Origin of the sequence: Bacillus cereus group sp. MYBK216-1 (assembly GCF_051916495.1) — a bacterium.
Lineage (GTDB): Bacteria > Bacillota > Bacilli > Bacillales > Bacillaceae_G > Bacillus_A > Bacillus_A thuringiensis_K.
In genome coordinates this window covers 589,536-602,710 of record NZ_JBQAGT010000004.1, presented here as the reverse complement: position 1 = coordinate 602,710, position 13,175 = coordinate 589,536, and the positions used below count along the sequence as shown (strand labels likewise).

Below are 13,175 nucleotides of genomic sequence, written 5' to 3'. Positions count from 1 at the left end.
TCTCCTAACTATTTTCGGATAGAACCTTAAACTTCTCAAATAATCAAAAAAGATGACTTCTATATTTAACAAAAGTCATCTTTTTCTATTTTATTAATATCTATATTACTTGATATTAAAATTATTTCGCTATTTTATCATTTGCTTTCGAAAGTGTTTCCTCATTTAAATTACTGTGTTTCATTGAATATATGAAATATATTAAAGTACCAATTGCTATCCAAATACTGAAGTACACCCATGTTCTTAATGGTAAATTTAGCATTAAAAATACACAACTCACAATTGAAATGATTGGTAATACAGGTACAAACGGTACCATAAAGCCTCGTTTTAAATTTGGATGTGTCTTACGCAGTATAATAACTGATACACCAACCAATGCGAACGTTACCAAACCGCCAATATTAACTAAATTTGCTAACTCTTTTAAATCAATAAATCCAGCTATTAAAGAGCTTCCTATTCCCGCGAGTCCAATTGTAAAAGTTGGCGCTCCAGTCTGTTTATTAATCTTCGCAAGTGATTTTGGTAATAGTCCATCGCGACTCATAGCAAAGAATACACGTGTTGCTGCGTACATAGTCGAGAAAATAACAGCCATAAGACCAATTACTGCTCCTACAGCAATTATACCAGCAACTTTATCTTGTCCTACGACTTCCATTACATAAGCCATTGCTTCAGGTACATTTAATTCTTTATAGGAAACCATACCTGTCATAACAAGGCACACTATAACGTATATGATTGTACATATAATTAATGATACAATAATACCAATGGGAAGGTTTCGTTGCGGATCTTTTACTTCTTCTGCTGAAGTTGCCAGTATATCAAACCCCATAAAAGCAAAAAAGACGGCTGCTCCACCAGCTAAAACGCCATTTAAACCGTATGGTGTAAACGGTACCCAGTTCTCTGGTTTTACATAGAATACACCAACTACAATAAATAATATAACCATTCCAATTTTAATTAACACCATTATGTTATTGATACGTTTACTTTCTTTCGTACCACGTGATAACATCCATGTAATAATTAGTGTAATGACAACTGCTGGTAGATTCATAATACCACCTTGCGATGGAATCGATACCAGTGATTTGGGTATCTCTAATCCCAATCCACTTATTAAATTGTGGAAATATCCTGTCCATCCACTAGCAACCGCTGCTGTAGCCACGATATAAATTGAGAGTAGCGTCCAACCCACTAAATGTGCCACAAACTCACCAATCGTCGCATAAGAGTACGTATATACACTACCTGAAGTCGGAAGTGCAGAAGCAATTTCTGCGTAACATAAAGCGATAAATCCACATACTATTGCTGCAAGTACAAATGAAAAAATAACTGCAGGACCAGCATCTCTTGCTGCTACTAATCCGGTTAACACAAGAACTCCCGTTCCAATTATGGAACCTATTCCTAACATAATTAAATCAAATAATCCTAATGTCTTTGTTAAATTCTTACTCTTATTATGATCTAATAGTTGTGTTACAGATTTTTTTTTAAATAGCTTCCCCATATCTCCTGTATCTCCTTCAAAAAATAAGTTATGTTTTTCTATTACTTGTGTTATACATAATTTTGTCTTGGTGTGAGCTAATTTAAAAAGACTAACTTTTAGTGTTGTGTTACGCGAAAGATTTAATAGCATCTTTTCTCCGAATATTCATAGAAATTAATTCTATAAACCCTGATTCATATTGCATATTTACTTTATTACCTATCTAATTCATACAGAAACTACCCCAAAAAGGTATTTAACATTCTTGTTTTTCTGAAAATTGATAACGCATTTATTTTGTCGTATTTCGTCGAATTATATGAATTATTCTAATTAAAGGTGTATTGTTTGTAAAGTATTATTTTTTAGAAATCTTATACAATAATAATAAGCTTAGGCGAACTCAGCTCTCTTTTAAATTTCGCTTCTCATAAATCATTTTAATTGTTATAATTTTCTTAAATTGATTAAACTCTATTATAATAAGTACCTCATTATAATAGAGAAATGCATAGATTTTATATCAAGAGTTAGATCTAAATATTATTTAAATTTATACATCAAAAATTAAATACAAGGAGGCTTACTTAATGAGTTCGCAAGATTCATCCTTATTATCTATTTTAGGAAAGCTATTTACCTCACTTGATGTTTTACTTTTTTCAATAGCAACTTTACTTATATTCATTACGTTTACTTATCTATATAATCAAAAATTCCCAAATCACAAATATCCTGCTTTGCTAGAATTTCTTTCTTTTATTGCATAGTTAATCATTTCAATCCTTCAAATTATCATTATCAGTAGCAAGGAAAAGGGAGGTAACCGTACTCTCACCAAGGAACCTTCTTTTTTGTTCTATACTCTTAGATTTAAAAAGAAATAAGCAATGATTAGATTTTAAACCTAGTCATTGCTTTATCCATTGCATCTTGGTTAACACCTATATAGCGTAACGTGACCTTCTCTGACGAGTGATTGAATATCTCCATGAGTAATGCTATGTTTTTTGTTTGCATGTACATGTGATACCCGTATGTTTTTCTTAACGTATGTGTTCCTACTTCATCTAACCCGAAATCTGCCGCTGCTCCGCTTAATATCTTATATGCCATGCTACGACCAATTGGACGATTCTTACCTTGTCTGCTTTGCAATAAATACTCATTGTCTTCTCTTTCTACAATAAACCATTTAAGTTCTCTTTTCAGTGCTGCAGTAATTTGTATTCGCTTCTGTTTCCCTGTTTTCTTTTCCCGCATAGATATATGACTTCCTTTAACATCTCCTACTTTCAATTTCAAAATATCTGAGATTCTGAGGCCTGTATTAATACCCATAATGAAGAGAATGTAATTACGTAAGCTCTTTTCCTTAAAATAATCTTTTAATTGCTGTATTTGCTCTGGATCACGTATTGGTTGAACAAAATTCATTATTCATTGCCTCCAGTTTCTTCTGCCTCATATACTTCTAATCTAAGAGCAAAAGCTAATTTATAAAAAGCATTAGATTTATTTCTTCTATACGTACGCTCACTCATACCAATTTCGTTATAAACCATGTAATCAAAGACCTCTTCATCTTCTAAATATCGTTTTACAATAATATCCCTTTGGTTTTTACTAAAACGACTTAATACCTTATCAATTTGAAAAGATAAACGTTGTAGTTTCACTTCTCTTTCACTCATAGCAATATTTGCTAAAGCAATATCTTCAGCTGGCTTCCCTACTATATTTGTTGGACCGTGATATCTTACCTCGCTAGATGCTGTAACCTTCATCTCATGTCTAATCATCCCAAATTGTCTATAAATACGAACGTTTTCAAGAATCTCTTCTATACGAACCTGTGTTGCTTTGCGATCAATTTTAGGTAAGAAAGTTAATTGCGCCATATATAAAAACACCCCTTATATATTTTGTTAATAAAAACAAAAAAGCGAACACCAAACTCCAGAGCAGTATCAATAATGCTCTTATAGTTCGATGTCCGCTGGTTCTTCCAGTAGGACTAAATGTGTAATTTGGATTATTATATCATTTTTCCATATTTTAGTAATATTTTATTAGAAAAGGATTATTTTGTTCAAATTTTCGATAGATGTTAATATTTTCTATAAAGGAGGTCTACTAATGAAAAAATCCTGGAAGAAAGTTTCTTTAATTGCTTTCATAGTAATTGTCCTTTTAATAATTTTATATTTTGGTGGTATGTCGTTTTTTTGGAACCAACCCTGAATTAAACGTAATATTCCGTCAATACTATAGATGACACGGTAATCTTTTCTCCTCGTTCCTCTTTGGAGAACCGAGCAGTTAGCTTTTGCTAGCTGCTCTTTTTATGAAACTACAGTAAAGCATTCTTTTCGATACAATGATGGTTGTAATCCTATTTCTATAAGCCACCATCCTTTTTTATATAAACTTGCTTTATATTTTTGGCCTATTGTTAATTCGTCGTAATTGTTATGCCACTTTGTATATATAACTTCCATATCCATTCCTCCTTGAATAATTCCATAAGCTTTGTCCATACTATAAATGCACTTGAGTTCTGAACTTCCTTCTTAACTCTTTTCTGGAGAGCGGTTAGCTTTTGCTAGCTGCTCTTTATTTGTACAAGTTACTCAATTAGCTTGGCGCACATATACTATCCTGAGTTCCTTTCTTTATGAATTGAAATAGTCATTACAAAATGAATCTCGTCACGAGAGCACTTTACTAAGTGCTCTTTTTTTAGTTTCCTTTCATTTCCGAATAATATTTCCAACCCCGTTCATACTATTTTTGTAACTTAAAGTTACAAATTATTTCTGTAAGCGCAGCATTTCTTTTGTACAACGAGCAGTTAGTTTTATTAACTAACTGCTTTGTTGTGCAAAATGAAGTTTTCATTTAGCTTTTTGCATAACATTTTTGCTTCTGCTCATACTATAGTTGTAACCATAAGTTACAAAGTATTGTGGGTATCGTCATTGTTGGACGACAAAGCAGTTAGTTCATTGAGCTAGCTGCTTTGTCATTTATTAAGCACAAAATAGCGTTTTTGTTCAGTTTTTATCTTCCAGTGTCCATAACACTTCAGTAGCTTTATCAATAATACTTTCGTCTAAAACTGATACCAATAAAGGAATATTTTCACCTACAAATGTTCCAAATACAAAGGACGAATCTTCATTATCTATAACTAGGTAAACTAGTATTTCAAATCCATAGATAACATGTGTAATTTGAAGTGTTCCATCTGGTTTGTTCTCTTGTTCTGATACATCAATTACATCTATCTTTGAAACTTTATATTTCTCACCTTCTAAAACAACTACTGCATCTGTAAAACCTTCTGCGTATATGCTCATTTTTTTCCTCTTTTCTACTCAAATAACGATTTTGTTTTAAATCCTTACATTCCTAAAAAACATACATACAGTATCATGAGGTATTCTTTTTTATTTTTCTTAAGGAGCGCTTTAAAAAGCGCTCTTTAGTTTTTAAATAAAGATTTTGTTATAAAATTTCACCTATCTAAAAAACATACATACAATATCTTGGGTATCCTTTTTTAACATTAGTTTTGGTCAGAGCGCCTTCCTCTCAAGGCGCTCTTTAATTTTTAAATAAGAATTTTGTTTAATTTTCTTCTTTAAATTCCTTAGTTAATTTAACCGTTCCAATATCCTCGTAAGGTTGTGCGATATATCCTTTATCATGTAGAGCTTTAACTACTTCTTGCATATCTTTCCAAGCTGTTGTACCTTGTCCAAACTTAATAGTAATTGTATTCATTTTTCATTCCCCTTTTTTGAATAATCCTTTTTGTTATTACACATACTACACCTGAGTCGCTTTCTCCCTGGCTCCTCTCTTTCCAAATGGAAGGCGCTCCTCTGTGCAAGTGTGCGAGCATAGCAGGTAACTTAATTAGTTGCCTGCTATCTTTGTGTATAGGTTTAAAGATCCTTTTACAAAATAACTATTTTGATCATATCCTTTTGGGACATACATATACTAAGGTATACGATATGCGAACATATTCGCGTGGCCCTCTTGCAGGGCTCTTTTATTTTTATTTAGTACAAAATAACGCTTTTGTTCGAAAATTAATTAACGCTTATTAAGTTCTTTTATCAACTTTTCTCGTTTCTTCAACCCTGCGAGCTTCCTGCGTTAATTGCAGGGCTTTTGTTCGGAGTTTTTCAGCCCTATCATAGTCTCCCTTTAAAGATGCTTGCTTTGATCTTGTCTCCCAAAGGCTGGCCCTATTTAACAATGTTTCTATTTTTTGGTTCACAGTCACATTCACCTACTTCTATACAAAATTCAAATTTTATTAAAGTAACTGTGTTTTTCGCTCTTCCATACGAATTACTTTTCCACTTTGATATACAAATGATTGTTCACCAAATCCACTTTGAGGTGGTTCTATTAGCTGAACCTGACCATTTTTAACAATATATATTCCGTTTATTTTCAAATCTATTTCAGCTGTCATTTCAACAAGATTTTCTTTTCTAATTCCCACCATGATCACTCCCATATGTTATAATTACTTTGTCAAAGTAAGTTGAGATTGATCTCAGCTTTTTTTATTTATCTATAGATATTGCACAACATTCTCTGGAACAAATGATTGTTCAAGCGATAAATGGAGCCGGATTGGAATCGGCTTTTTTTCATCCCGTGCTCGCTTACATATATCTTCAGCTTCTTCCCAATCAAACTGTTTATCCCCCACTCTTTTATAACGCCATATCCCAATCGCATAATCTTCAAATAGCTCATATCGCTCATCAGGCGCTGTCGTTGGTTTTAATTCATCAATTGCTTTGGCTTGGCGTGGTATTTGCACTACCACATCTGTATACCTTAATTTTGAATTCAAACGGTGAATATGAGCTTTCTTAGGATCAAATGATACAACTGGTTCTACATCAAAAATTGTTAATTGCTTTGGCATTGTTTTTCCCCTCCAATACCTGCAAGCTTGCAATTAAAATTCCTTCAAGCTGCGTTAACGTTAGTTGATCTAATGTTTGTCCGTTAATTTCAGCTAATCCTAATCCCAGTAATTTACGAATGATTACTAGTTTTCTACGTTCTACTCCCTGACGTAACAACATGATTAAGCCTCCTGTTGATGGATGAACTTTCTCTCTAAATTTACAAACTTACTAAATTCTTTAATGAATGCTAGTTCAACAACACCAACTGGGCCATTTCTCTGTTTCGCTAAAATAATTTCCGTTATGTTCTTATTTTCTGTTTCGCGGTCATAGTAATCTTCACGGTATAAGAATGCTATTAAATCCGCATCCTGCTCAATTTGACCATTCTCACGTAAATCTGATAGCAACGGTCTCTTATCTTGCCTGCTTTCTACCGCACGGCTTAACTGTGATAATGCTACTACACATACATTTAATTCTCTTGCCATCAGTTTTAACTTACGACTAATCTCACCTATTTCTTGCATGCGGTTCCCTCTATGCTTCGGATCCCCTACAATAAGCTGCAAATAATCAATTGCAATTAAAACCTTTTTATCAGGGTACTTACGCTTTAGTTTCCTAGTTTTTGCATAAATCTCTTGCATCGTGACATTTGCTTTATCGTAAATTTCTAATGGCAAATCATTAATTAATCCCATCGCTTGACTAATCTTTTCCCAATCCTTTAAATTACATAACTTTTTAGGATTCTTTAATTTCGTAGCATCTATATTTCCAGTACTTGAGATCATTCTCTTTAGTAGCTGCTCTTCTCCCATCTCTAGTGAAAAGATTCCTGTTGCTGTATGAGCACTTGCTGCATGAAAAGCAACGTTTAATACAAATGCTGTTTTCCCCATTGAAGGACGGGCACCGACAATGATTAAATCACCTTCTTGTAACCCTGCTGTCATTCTGTTCAGGTCGTCATAACCAGTTGGTATACCGGTTAAATCTCCTACATCAATTTGCATGTTCTTATACAAATCAACAAGCGTATCTTTCAAGTTAAATTCATCTGAGTAACCCGTTTCTTCAATGGCGCTTAATTCATCAATTGATGTACTAATAGCACTCATATCCCTATCTTGCTGAAGGCGGTTATATAAATTACCAGCAACCTCTTGAGCATGTCGCATTTTCCATGCTTCGATAACTAAGCCTTCGTGATACGAGAAGTTCTTAGTTGTTGTTACAACTTCCGTTAGGTTTACAAAGAATTCGATTCCGCCAATTTGATGCATAAAGCTTTCATCGAATTTTCCAATGAGAGCAACAAGATCTATCGGAACCTCAGCATCCTCTAATTCTCTCATTGCTTTGAAAATCACTTGGTGCGTTGGTAAAGAAAACTGTTTTACCTTTAGCTGACAATCTTTAATTAAATCGCCTTCTTGGATTATGCTACCTAAAACACTTTGTTCAGCTTCTACATTACGAATCATATCGTTACTCATTTGGCCAACCACGCATTCTGCTGGTTAAGTACTGCAAGTTCTTCTTCTGTTGGAATGTTCTGCTCCCATGCTTGTTGCTGCTGTATTACGTTTTTAGTAGTTTCCGTTAAGCCTTTTTGTTGATAAGGTGCTTGTGTCTGTTGCTGGGCTTTTGTTAATCGCTGTGCACGAAATGCTTTATCAGCTGCCTCAACATCAGTTACTGTTTTAAAGCCTTTAAGATGCCAATCTCTTAAAATCGTATTTACGTAAGACATGTTTCTCGTATTCTTCTCTAAAGCAATCTCCATAGCCTTAATAACTAGCTCTGCATTTAAGTCATCTATCCAAGCATGAATTCCATCTGCGATAAAAGGTGTAATGAATCCGAAGTTTTGCTCGTAAAAAGAAATTGGATTAACCTCAACAACTTCTTCCGCGCCTGCGCGTTCTTCTTGTTGTTGTTCTTTTTCTTCTTCTTTTTCTTTTTCTTCTTCCTTGCTAGGGTCTTGGAAGCCCCTTATAAGCCCCTCCAAACGGACTGATAAATACTCCTTAATACGAGGGATTTTAAAATCTTGTTCTCGTTCTAATTGCAAACAAGTTTCATAGAAATCAACTAAAAAATCCTGATCCTTCACAGATTGAATCTCTTTTAAGACACACTTTTCAATGTTTACATTTTTAATTGGATTGAATTTTAACCAGTTGATTAAGAACAGCTCTTTTGTTTTTTGGTTGTAATTAATTTTTCCGTACTCAGCAAAACGTTCTAATAGCTTCATAACAGTTTCACGGTTATATCCTGTATCAGTTTCAATGATACGAAGTGGAAGCTCATAGATTCCTGATTGAGACGTCTTACTGTTTGTCATCAAATATAAGTAGAAATATTTCTCCTCCGGTGTAAGATCTAAAACAAATGAATCCTGCCAAAATGAAACGTGTACTGGTCTATAAACTGCCATATTATTCATCCTCCCGTTTACATATCGCGAATCCGTCCTCTACACGTAATAAGCGATAATTCTTGTATCCTATTTTGAGATATTGTTTTACTAAGTAAATTAGGTGTTGCCCTGATGTTGCTTGTTGAAACACTTTAGGATTCAGCAACACTCTATGTAATGATTTATCTAAAAGCATGTAGCACACTCCGTTGTTATACGAATGCTAATTTGATATAATTAATCCTAAGATCTTTGCAAGACCATTTTTCTATCACTCTGCCAAGTGATAGAATTTTTTTATTTTCTACGTGTTACTAACGAAGCGTTAACTCCTCTTGCTCTTAAATCTTTAATTACTACACGATAACTCATCGATGCCTCATGTTCCTCTTTTGTATCACGAAGCATTTTAAATTCCCTTATACATCGCTCCAGCTCTTCTTCCCAATGATTTGATTCTCCGGTTGATTCTGCATTAAACATGTTATAAATACATTCACTCATACAGTTACGAAGTTTATTCGCAAATGAAAAATCCCCAGGAAGAACTAGATCATGAAGACGATTGTTTTTATCGTTCATCAATTACATCTCCTTTCTATTTAAATTAATGCTGTACGCATCGTTACAACCAGAAAGGAACATTGTAGAGGTGTGGGAGGAAAAATCCCTTTCTGGTCATAACGACAAGCACAGTGGCTTGTCCAAATGATTTATATAATGTTATAATTGCTTTACGATATTTTTCAGAGCTACTGTTGTCTAGGCGGTAGCTTTTTTATTTACCCATTTATGTTTCAAAATGAATGACGCTTCGATAATCTTGATTCGAATCCCCAACAATTTCTTCTCTTGCTTTAACTCAACTGTTTTTGAATCCTCATTAAGTAATTCTGCTATTTTAATTTCACCAGTTAGTTTTGCATCATAGCGAATTAATTCCTTATATTCTCTTAAACTAGGTTTCTTATAATCTACTGTCATTTCTCTTCCTCCTTTACAGCACCTTTGTTAAATTCATTAAGCTATCCACCGATTGAATAATAACGTTCTCCGCCATAGCCTTTTGCAACCAACTTCTTTGTATTTGTTCCATAATGCCAAAATGAACTTGTTCAAGAGCTTGAACTACACATTGAGTAGCTTGGATTGTATCGAAGATTTCTTTTGCATGAACTGCATATTCATGTTTCTTCTTTTCATCATGCTTCCATGACCTTGTTGTAACTTGTAAATTCATAATTTCCTTTGCTGCCGCAATTCCCTCTTCAGCCTGTTTAATGTAGTTCATCAATTGTAGATTTACATCCTGAATTAATCGTGGATCTGTAGGCGGCAATCCAACACCATAAATATGTTTGATCGCTTGTTGATTCAATTTTGCTCCTGTTGCATGGCACCAATCCATCGCAAGTTCAAATTCTGGTTTAGAAAGTCCAGATTCAATACGGGTTAATCGTTCATGCGTAATACCAAGGTACTTAGATAACCCTTACTTTGTTTTCAGCTGAACATTGTCACAACATTCTCTAGCATTCTGTAATAATTCTCCTATTGCTGAATTGCAGTATATGCTTGTTCCCATATCTGTTCGCCTCCATATTTAGTTTTCAAATGGTTACAATGAACTTAGTACATATTTAACTTGTCTACTTTTCGTATAAAAAGAGAGGAACTATTCCTCAACGTTTGCTTTGACTTGTATCTCTTTGATGATGGCCCAACCAGCCTTGTAATATGCTTGACGGATTTTATCAATATCCTTTTGTGATTTTGGCTCAGGAGCCACAACATGGACTTTCGTTTTTCCAAATTCATAAGTCGCCGCATATTCTTCTTGTTGGCTCATGGTGTCACCTCTTGAAGTGCTTTTTATATGTTTATGCGACGGCTCTGTTGGTACTGCCATGTTAGTTGATGGCATTTTCTCACCTACTTTTACACAAGTTTTAACACAAATTCCACTTTTCGTGTAATGTTTAGTCAAAAAAAATTGATGGATGTTCATTTAGTGCTTTTGCGACACACTTTAATTCTTGTGCTTTAAACGAACGTTTCCCTGCTTCTTTCATGTTATAAGCTGATACAGAAACACTAAGTTCTTTTGCCATAAATACTTGTGAAATACCCTTAGAAATTCTTAATTCCCGTATCTTTTGATTAATCTCCATTTAACACCACCTCATTCCACGTAACGTGAACCTTATGTACCAATAATAATTCCACGTAACGTGAAAGTCAACACTTTTATTAACTTTTAGTGAATAAAGTTTCACATAACGTGAAATATTGTTAAAATAATTAACGAAAAGACAAATGGAAGAATGGAAGGATAAACTATGACTTTAGGCTATAGATTAAAAAAAGAAAGAGAAAGACGCAAATGGTCTCAAAAGTTTGTCGCCGAAAAAATCGGTATTACAAATACTGTCCTTTCAAATTATGAACGCGACTATCGTGATCCTGATACAACAACATTAGGAAAATTGGCTGATTTATATGAAATATCTACAGACGAATTATTGGGTAGGTCTAACAAACTTTCTAAAAAAGAAGAACGTGATATTGCACGTGATTTAGAAAAAACATTAGAAGAATTAGAAAATAGCGAAGATGCTTTAATGTTTGATGGAGAACCAATAGATGAACACACAAAAGAAATGATCCGTATTTCTCTAGAAAACTCTATGCGCATGGCAAAACAATTAGCCAAACAAAAATTCACTCCAAACAAGTACAAAAAAGATTGAACGGAGCGAGAAATGAAGATTAAAGACTACGTACTGAAAATCGCAAAAAAGCACGGCACAACAAACCCCTTTGAAATTGCTAAACAAAAAGGTATTATAGTGTTGTTTGAAGACCTAGGGAATACTCTTGGTTTTTACAACACTTATAAACGCTTTAAATTCATTCATATTAATAATCAAATTAACGAAACTACTCAACGATTTGTTTGTGCACATGAATTAGGTCATGCTGTACTTCATCCTAAAGCAAATACTCCCTTCTTACGTAACCAAACCTTCTTTTCAGTGGATCGCTTAGAAATTGAAGCAAATACATTTGCTGTGGAATTGTTACTTACCGATGAAATGATTTCTGCTTATAAGGATACTCGTTTATCTATTCAAGAAGTTGCGGAGATTTATGGGATTCCTGGAGGATTCGCCTGTTTAAAAACCTATATTTGTTAAGAAAGCAAATGCAATTCTATTAACTTATGGAGGATTAATAATGAAAAAGTACCTAGTACCATTTACAGCGCTCTTTTTATCTATTGGACTAGTTGGTTGTGATACTAACAATCCAGTTAAAGAAAACGAACAACACGCACAAGAAGAAACAGAGAATGCAGAAGAACAACGTCAGGTAGAAGAAAAAGTAAAACAAGAAGAACAACAACGTCAGAAAGCTGAAGTGCAACGCCAAGCGGAAGAAAAAGCGAAGCAAGAACAAGCAACCAACGCAGAACAACATCAGAATCAAGAAAAACAACTTGAAGAAAACGATTCTAGTAATCAATCAGCACCAAAAATAGAAGGGTCCGAAATGGAGCAATTCAAGGAGGAGCAAATAAGGAAAATTCAAGCCGCTGATCCAAAGGAAAAAGAGGAAGCTTTTGATAGGGCTGCAGCCTCTCGCCGTGAACGATTCGAGAGACAAGAAATTGAAAAAATGGATTGCGATACAGCACGTTCTGCGTTATCTCAATTAGAAGAAATGGATAACGATCCGATTGCAAAGAAACAGGCAGTTTATTTTTACGATAAAGTAGCAAGGTGCAACAAATCAGGTAATTAAACAACTTGAAAAAAGGTGCTTAGATTTTTTCAATAAAATTAGTGGGCTTATGTTGGATAGAAAGCGAAATAAATAACAGCGACATTATAAAAAATTAGAAACGGACGCACTAAGTCATCTCAATCTACTGCATGTTCATGCTATCATTGATGGTAGGCCTATCCTATATGAAAAAGCAAGGCAATTGTAGAAGAATTTTTATCGTAATCTAAAGTTTTTATTAGAACATGCCCTATTACACCTAAAAGTTAATACTCCATTTTTAAAAAATAAAACCTTTTTTTCTGTGGATCGATTAGAGACCGCAGTAAATACATTTGCAGTCGAACTCTTATTACCTAATGAAATGATTTCTGAATATCAAGATACAAATCTATCAATTCAAGAAATAACTGAAATCTATGGAATTCCAGAAAGTTTCGCTCGTTTAAAAAGCTATTAATATGAATTTAAAATACAACTTTATAAGTTAGGA

General features: G+C 33.9%; 20 protein-coding genes and 2 pseudogenes. 5 read left to right on the top strand and 17 right to left on the bottom strand.

What is annotated here, in order from left to right; genetic code table 11:
• Nucleotides 1-121: 121 nt before the first annotated feature.
• Complete coding sequence (locus ACTFRH_RS17685; RefSeq protein ID WP_003302394.1) at nt 122-1,537, bottom strand: amino acid permease; 1,416 nt, start codon at nt 1,535-1,537, stop codon at nt 122-124.
• 572 nt (nt 1,538-2,109) lie between these two features.
• On the opposite strand from ACTFRH_RS17685, the gene ACTFRH_RS17680 reads away from it, so the two are divergent.
• On the top strand, nt 2,110-2,289 hold the full coding sequence (locus ACTFRH_RS17680) for a hypothetical protein (RefSeq protein WP_000098196.1): 180 nt from the start codon (nt 2,110-2,112) through the stop codon (nt 2,287-2,289).
• A 124-nt stretch (nt 2,290-2,413) separates the two neighbouring features.
• Here the strand turns inward: ACTFRH_RS17680 and ACTFRH_RS17675 are convergent, their stop codons facing one another.
• The 16 genes and pseudogenes from ACTFRH_RS17675 to ACTFRH_RS17600 all read right to left on the bottom strand — a co-directional run bounded on the left by ACTFRH_RS17675 (nt 2,414) and on the right by ACTFRH_RS17600 (nt 11,067).
• Nucleotides 2,414-2,956 carry a site-specific integrase gene (locus ACTFRH_RS17675; RefSeq protein WP_001012147.1) on the bottom strand — a complete coding sequence of 181 codons (543 nt, stop codon included), beginning with the start codon at nt 2,954-2,956 and terminating at the stop codon, nt 2,414-2,416.
• Nucleotides 2,956-3,420 carry an ArpU family phage packaging/lysis transcriptional regulator gene (locus ACTFRH_RS17670; protein ID WP_000068016.1) on the bottom strand — a complete coding sequence of 155 codons (465 nt, stop codon included), beginning with the start codon at nt 3,418-3,420 and terminating at the stop codon, nt 2,956-2,958. Before ACTFRH_RS17670 ends, ACTFRH_RS17675 begins: the two co-directional genes overlap by 1 nt.
• Nucleotides 3,421-3,864: 444 nt before the next feature.
• Nucleotides 3,865-4,020 carry a hypothetical protein gene (locus ACTFRH_RS17665; RefSeq protein ID WP_000452099.1) on the bottom strand — a complete coding sequence of 52 codons (156 nt, stop codon included), beginning with the start codon at nt 4,018-4,020 and terminating at the stop codon, nt 3,865-3,867.
• 555 nt (nt 4,021-4,575) lie between these two features.
• Nucleotides 4,576-4,881 (bottom strand): hypothetical protein, encoded by a 306-nt coding sequence (locus ACTFRH_RS17660; protein WP_000029695.1) that lies wholly within the window; start codon nt 4,879-4,881, stop codon nt 4,576-4,578.
• Between the two features lie 271 nt (nt 4,882-5,152).
• On the bottom strand, nt 5,153-5,308 hold the full coding sequence (locus ACTFRH_RS17655) for a hypothetical protein (RefSeq protein WP_001092480.1): 156 nt from the start codon (nt 5,306-5,308) through the stop codon (nt 5,153-5,155).
• 328 nt (nt 5,309-5,636) lie between these two features.
• Nucleotides 5,637-5,813 (bottom strand): hypothetical protein, encoded by a 177-nt coding sequence (locus tag ACTFRH_RS17650; protein WP_157464247.1) that lies wholly within the window; start codon nt 5,811-5,813, stop codon nt 5,637-5,639.
• Between the two features lie 39 nt (nt 5,814-5,852).
• Nucleotides 5,853-6,044 carry a DUF3954 domain-containing protein gene (locus ACTFRH_RS17645; protein ID WP_000512852.1) on the bottom strand — a complete coding sequence of 64 codons (192 nt, stop codon included), beginning with the start codon at nt 6,042-6,044 and terminating at the stop codon, nt 5,853-5,855.
• Nucleotides 6,045-6,116: 72 nt separating this feature from the next.
• Nucleotides 6,117-6,479: a hypothetical protein gene (locus ACTFRH_RS17640; protein ID WP_001125998.1), complete on the bottom strand. Its 363-nt coding sequence runs from the start codon at nt 6,477-6,479 to the stop codon at nt 6,117-6,119.
• On the bottom strand, nt 6,454-6,642 hold the full coding sequence (locus tag ACTFRH_RS17635; protein WP_000926807.1) for a hypothetical protein: 189 nt from the start codon (nt 6,640-6,642) through the stop codon (nt 6,454-6,456). Before ACTFRH_RS17635 ends, ACTFRH_RS17640 begins: the two co-directional genes overlap by 26 nt.
• 2 nt (nt 6,643-6,644) lie before the next feature.
• The gene (gene dnaB, locus ACTFRH_RS17630) at nt 6,645-7,967 is read right to left on the bottom strand and encodes a replicative DNA helicase (RefSeq protein ID WP_000063906.1); all 1,323 of its coding nucleotides are present in this window, start codon (nt 7,965-7,967) and stop codon (nt 6,645-6,647) included.
• Nucleotides 7,964-8,914, bottom strand: a complete 951-nt coding sequence (locus ACTFRH_RS17625; protein ID WP_000312139.1) for a DnaD domain-containing protein — start codon at nt 8,912-8,914, stop codon at nt 7,964-7,966. The genes dnaB and ACTFRH_RS17625 overlap by 4 nt, the downstream gene beginning before the upstream one ends.
• Before the next feature lie 279 nt (nt 8,915-9,193).
• Nucleotides 9,194-9,478 carry a hypothetical protein gene (locus ACTFRH_RS17620; protein ID WP_000998372.1) on the bottom strand — a complete coding sequence of 95 codons (285 nt, stop codon included), beginning with the start codon at nt 9,476-9,478 and terminating at the stop codon, nt 9,194-9,196.
• Between the two features lie 180 nt (nt 9,479-9,658).
• Entirely contained in the window at nt 9,659-9,880 is a 222-nt protein-coding gene (locus tag ACTFRH_RS17615; RefSeq protein WP_000215317.1) for a hypothetical protein, read from the bottom strand.
• A gap of 13 nt (nt 9,881-9,893) precedes the next feature.
• Nucleotides 9,894-10,481: pseudogene (locus ACTFRH_RS17610) on the bottom strand (sporulation sigma factor-processing peptidase).
• Between the two features lie 90 nt (nt 10,482-10,571).
• Nucleotides 10,572-10,820 (bottom strand): hypothetical protein, encoded by a 249-nt coding sequence (locus ACTFRH_RS17605; protein WP_001141266.1) that lies wholly within the window; start codon nt 10,818-10,820, stop codon nt 10,572-10,574.
• Between the two features lie 55 nt (nt 10,821-10,875).
• On the bottom strand, nt 10,876-11,067 hold the full coding sequence (locus ACTFRH_RS17600; RefSeq protein WP_000405167.1) for a helix-turn-helix domain-containing protein: 192 nt from the start codon (nt 11,065-11,067) through the stop codon (nt 10,876-10,878).
• A gap of 168 nt (nt 11,068-11,235) precedes the next feature.
• On the opposite strand from ACTFRH_RS17600, the gene ACTFRH_RS17595 reads away from it, so the two are divergent.
• The 4 genes and pseudogenes from ACTFRH_RS17595 to ACTFRH_RS17580 form a co-directional block, all read left to right on the top strand.
• Nucleotides 11,236-11,646 (top strand): helix-turn-helix domain-containing protein, encoded by a 411-nt coding sequence (locus ACTFRH_RS17595; RefSeq protein WP_000172329.1) that lies wholly within the window; start codon nt 11,236-11,238, stop codon nt 11,644-11,646.
• Nucleotides 11,647-11,658: 12 nt separating this feature from the next.
• Nucleotides 11,659-12,093 carry an ImmA/IrrE family metallo-endopeptidase gene (locus ACTFRH_RS17590; protein ID WP_000692813.1) on the top strand — a complete coding sequence of 145 codons (435 nt, stop codon included), beginning with the start codon at nt 11,659-11,661 and terminating at the stop codon, nt 12,091-12,093.
• A 40-nt stretch (nt 12,094-12,133) separates the two neighbouring features.
• On the top strand, nt 12,134-12,700 hold the full coding sequence (locus ACTFRH_RS17585) for a hypothetical protein (protein WP_000760447.1): 567 nt from the start codon (nt 12,134-12,136) through the stop codon (nt 12,698-12,700).
• 220 nt (nt 12,701-12,920) lie between these two features.
• Nucleotides 12,921-13,142: pseudogene (locus ACTFRH_RS17580) on the top strand (ImmA/IrrE family metallo-endopeptidase); the annotation flags it as partial.
• Between the last annotated feature and the right edge of the window lie 33 nt (nt 13,143-13,175).

Coding starts and splice junctions, on each gene's coding strand:
- ACTFRH_RS17685 (WP_003302394.1), bottom strand. CDS start 1,537: ATGGGGAAGCTATTTAAAAAAAAATCTGTAACACAACTATTAGATCAT.
- ACTFRH_RS17680 (WP_000098196.1), top strand. CDS start 2,110: ATGAGTTCGCAAGATTCATCCTTATTATCTATTTTAGGAAAGCTATTT.
- ACTFRH_RS17675 (WP_001012147.1), bottom strand. CDS start 2,956: ATGAATTTTGTTCAACCAATACGTGATCCAGAGCAAATACAGCAATTA.
- ACTFRH_RS17670 (WP_000068016.1), bottom strand. CDS start 3,420: ATGGCGCAATTAACTTTCTTACCTAAAATTGATCGCAAAGCAACACAG.
- ACTFRH_RS17665 (WP_000452099.1), bottom strand. CDS start 4,020: ATGGAAGTTATATATACAAAGTGGCATAACAATTACGACGAATTAACA.
- ACTFRH_RS17660 (WP_000029695.1), bottom strand. CDS start 4,881: ATGAGCATATACGCAGAAGGTTTTACAGATGCAGTAGTTGTTTTAGAA.
- ACTFRH_RS17655 (WP_001092480.1), bottom strand. CDS start 5,308: ATGAATACAATTACTATTAAGTTTGGACAAGGTACAACAGCTTGGAAA.
- ACTFRH_RS17640 (WP_001125998.1), bottom strand. CDS start 6,479: ATGCCAAAGCAATTAACAATTTTTGATGTAGAACCAGTTGTATCATTT.
- ACTFRH_RS17635 (WP_000926807.1), bottom strand. CDS start 6,642: ATGTTGTTACGTCAGGGAGTAGAACGTAGAAAACTAGTAATCATTCGT.
- dnaB (WP_000063906.1), bottom strand. CDS start 7,967: ATGAGTAACGATATGATTCGTAATGTAGAAGCTGAACAAAGTGTTTTA.
- ACTFRH_RS17625 (WP_000312139.1), bottom strand. CDS start 8,914: ATGGCAGTTTATAGACCAGTACACGTTTCATTTTGGCAGGATTCATTT.
- ACTFRH_RS17620 (WP_000998372.1), bottom strand. CDS start 9,478: ATGAACGATAAAAACAATCGTCTTCATGATCTAGTTCTTCCTGGGGAT.
- ACTFRH_RS17615 (WP_000215317.1), bottom strand. CDS start 9,880: ATGACAGTAGATTATAAGAAACCTAGTTTAAGAGAATATAAGGAATTA.
- ACTFRH_RS17605 (WP_001141266.1), bottom strand. CDS start 10,820: ATGCCATCAACTAACATGGCAGTACCAACAGAGCCGTCGCATAAACAT.
- ACTFRH_RS17600 (WP_000405167.1), bottom strand. CDS start 11,067: ATGGAGATTAATCAAAAGATACGGGAATTAAGAATTTCTAAGGGTATT.
- ACTFRH_RS17595 (WP_000172329.1), top strand. CDS start 11,236: ATGACTTTAGGCTATAGATTAAAAAAAGAAAGAGAAAGACGCAAATGG.
- ACTFRH_RS17590 (WP_000692813.1), top strand. CDS start 11,659: ATGAAGATTAAAGACTACGTACTGAAAATCGCAAAAAAGCACGGCACA.
- ACTFRH_RS17585 (WP_000760447.1), top strand. CDS start 12,134: ATGAAAAAGTACCTAGTACCATTTACAGCGCTCTTTTTATCTATTGGA.